Annotated in this window: 3 protein-coding genes and 1 pseudogene; 3 read left to right on the top strand and 1 reads right to left on the bottom strand. The window is 71.4% G+C overall.

All coding sequences use genetic code 11. The features are described from left to right. Window positions 1-378: pseudogene (locus I0Q12_RS34090) on the bottom strand (2-deoxyribose-5-phosphate aldolase); the annotation flags it as partial. 62 nt (window positions 379-440) lie between these two features. On the opposite strand from I0Q12_RS34090, the gene I0Q12_RS27505 reads away from it, so the two are divergent. From I0Q12_RS27505 to purU, 3 genes are read left to right on the top strand one after another with little or no spacing between them, the layout of a single operon-like run. Next, window positions 441-965, top strand: a complete 525-nt coding sequence (locus tag I0Q12_RS27505; RefSeq protein WP_197256602.1) for a GNAT family N-acetyltransferase — start codon at window positions 441-443, stop codon at window positions 963-965. A 10-nt stretch (window positions 966-975) separates the two neighbouring features. Further along, window positions 976-1,827 (top strand): class I SAM-dependent methyltransferase, encoded by an 852-nt coding sequence (locus I0Q12_RS27500; protein WP_197256600.1) that lies wholly within the window; start codon window positions 976-978, stop codon window positions 1,825-1,827. Between the two features lie 43 nt (window positions 1,828-1,870). Further along, complete coding sequence (gene purU, locus I0Q12_RS27495; protein WP_197256597.1) at window positions 1,871-2,755, top strand: formyltetrahydrofolate deformylase; 885 nt, start codon at window positions 1,871-1,873, stop codon at window positions 2,753-2,755. Window positions 2,756-2,907: the final 152 nt, after the last annotated feature.

The raw sequence follows: 2,907 nt of genomic DNA, 5'->3' as shown, positions 1-2,907 counted from the left end.
CTTGAGGACGGGGTCGAAACCGATGGCCTCGCGGACGGTGAGGACGTCGGCGAGCACCGCGTTCCAGTCCCCCGCGACCGCCGCGCCCACGTCGATGACCATGTCGACCTCCCGCGCGCCCTGTTCGACGGCCAGCCGCGCCTCGGCGCCCTTGACCAGAGAATGATGCTTGCCCGAGGGGAATCCCACGACGGTCGCGACGGTGACGCCCTCGGCGCGCAGCGGCAGCATGGACGGGGACACGCACACCGCGTACACCCCGAGTTCGACGGCTTCGTCGACGAGCGCGCGCACGTCGGCGGCGGTCGCCTCCGGCTTGAGCAGGGTGTGATCGATCATCGCGGCGACCTGGGCGCGGGTGTGTGCGGTGTCCGGCATGCCGCCAGCCTCCCACACCTTCCCTGCCGCCCCGTCCCACGGAATGCGGGAGGATGGTCGGCGTGCTGATCCGCCGCGAACTTCCCGCCGACGTCGACGCGATCGCCGAGGTGCATCGCTCGGCGTTCGCGCCGCTCACCCCGCCCGGGTCCGAGCCCGTCGAACCGGGACTCGTTGCGGCGCTGCGGGCGAGCAGCGCGTGGATTCCGGCGCTGTCGCTGGTCGCCGAGGACCGCGACGGCACCGTCGTCGGTCACGTGGTCGCGACACGCGGCACGATCGCGTCCGCTCCCGCCCTCGGACTCGGCCCGCTCGGCGTGCGGGCGGACCTGCAACGCAAGGGCGTCGGCGCGGCCCTGATGCACGCGGTGCTCGGGGCCGCCGACGCCCTGGACGAAGCGGTCGTGGTGCTGCTCGGCCACCTCGACTACTACCCGCGGTTCGGGTTCGTGCCGGCCGCCGACCTGGGCATCGCCCCGGACGTGGCGGAGTGGGCGCCGCACTTCCAGGCCCGCGCGCTGACCGCCCACCGACCGGGTGTGAGCGGTGTGTTCCGGTACGCCCCACCGTTCTACGAGATCGGCTAGCGTTTCGGGCATGGCCGATCCGATCGATCAGGTGGCCCGCACGTTCGACGACGCGAGCGACCGGTTCGACCGCCTGACCGCGACCGTGTGGGGCCCGGCCGGGCAGTCGCTCGTGTTCGCTCTCCGCCTCCACCCCGGCGACACCGTCCTCGACGCGTGCTGCGGTGCCGGTGCGTCCGCGTTGCCGGCGGCCGCGGCGGTCGGCCCGACCGGACGGGTCCACGCCGTCGACGTCGCCGCGGACCTGCTCGAGCTGGGCCGGTTGACCGCCGAGGAGCGCGCCCTGCAGAACATCGACTTCGTATGCGCCGACGCCACCACGTGGGAGCCGCCGTCGTCGGTGCCGGAGGCCGGATACGACGCGCTGGCCATCTCCTACGGGGTGTTCTTCTTCCCTCACATGGACGCGAGTTTCGCGCGGCTCGTCGGCCTGGTGCGGCACGGCGGCCGGGTCGGTGTGACCGTGTGGCGGGCCGGCGCGATGACCGAGTTCACCGCCGTGGTGTTCGACGTCGCCACCCGGTACTCCCCCGCGTTGGCCGATCGGCAGTCGCTCCGCGACCGCACGCCGCTGCACCGCATCGACACCCCGGAGACACTCGAGGCATGGCTCGCCGCCGCGGGATGTCACTCCGTCCAGGTGGACGTGATGCCGAATCTGCTGCCCGCCACCGACGAACTGTGCTGGAACCTCGTCGTGGGCACCGGTTTGCACAGCGTCCTCGAGGGACTCGACGAGCCGGCCGTGGAGGCGCTGCGGCAGGATCTGCTGACCGAGATCACCGAACGCGGCCTGCACACGATCGACGCGACCACCCTGGTCGGCACCGCGACCGTGCGGCGTCCCCCGGCGACCGTCTGACCGGCGGACCGGCGCCCCGAACGCACCTGAGACAATCGGCGGCATGACCGCTGCTTCGACGGACGACCGCCGTTATGTTCTGACCCTCGGCTGCCCGGACACCACCGGCATCGTGGCCCGCATCGCCACCTTCCTTGCCGAGGTGGGCGGTTCCATCGTCGAAGCGGCCTACCACGCCGACCAGGACAGCGGCTGGTTCTTCACGCGGCAGGCGGTGCGCGCCTCGTCCATCCCGTTCGGGATCGACGAACTGCGGGAGAAGTTCGCGGTCGTCGCCGAGCAGATCGGCCCGGACACCGAGTGGACGCTGTCGGACACCGGCGAGACCAAGCGCGTCGTGCTGCTGGTGAGCAAGGAAGCGCACTGCCTGCACGACATCCTCGGACGCGTGGCGGCCGGCGAACTCAAGGCCGAGATCTGCGCGGTCGTCGGGAACCACCCCGAACTCGAGACGGTCGCGAAGCGGCACGGCATCGACTACCACTACGTGTCGTTCCCCAAGGACCCGGCCGAGCGCGGACCGGCGTTCGAGCAGGTGCGCAAACTCGTCGACGTGCACGACCCGCACGCGGTGGTGCTGGCCCGGTTCATGCAGGTGCTGCCCTCCTCGCTGTGCGAGCACTGGGCCGGGCGGGCCATCAACATCCACCACAGCTTCCTGCCGTCGTTCATCGGTGCCCGCCCCTACCACCAGGCGTTCACGCGCGGCGTCAAGCTGATCGGTGCGACCTGCCACTATGTCACCGCCGAACTCGACGCGGGCCCGATCATCGAGCAGGACGTGATCCGCGTCGGCCACGGCGACACGGTCAGCGACATGGTGCGTCAGGGCCGGGACGTCGAGAAGCTGGTGCTGGCCCGCGGTCTGCGCTGGCATCTCGAGGACCGGGTGCTGGTGCACGGCCGCAAGACCGTGGTCTTCAACTGATCGGTCTTCAACCGACCGGGACCGCTCTCACGCGACGACCGTGACGGTGCGGCTGTGCAGCCCGGTCGCACCGTCCGGGACCGGCGGACGCCGTTGCTCGTCCTGGATTGCCCCGGTGCCGTCGACGGCCCGGACCTCGAGCGTGTGGTCGC

It is taken from the genome of Rhodococcus sp. CX (assembly GCF_015865005.1).
Lineage (GTDB): Bacteria > Actinomycetota > Actinomycetes > Mycobacteriales > Mycobacteriaceae > Rhodococcus.
This window is presented reverse-complemented; position numbering and strand designations above follow the sequence as displayed.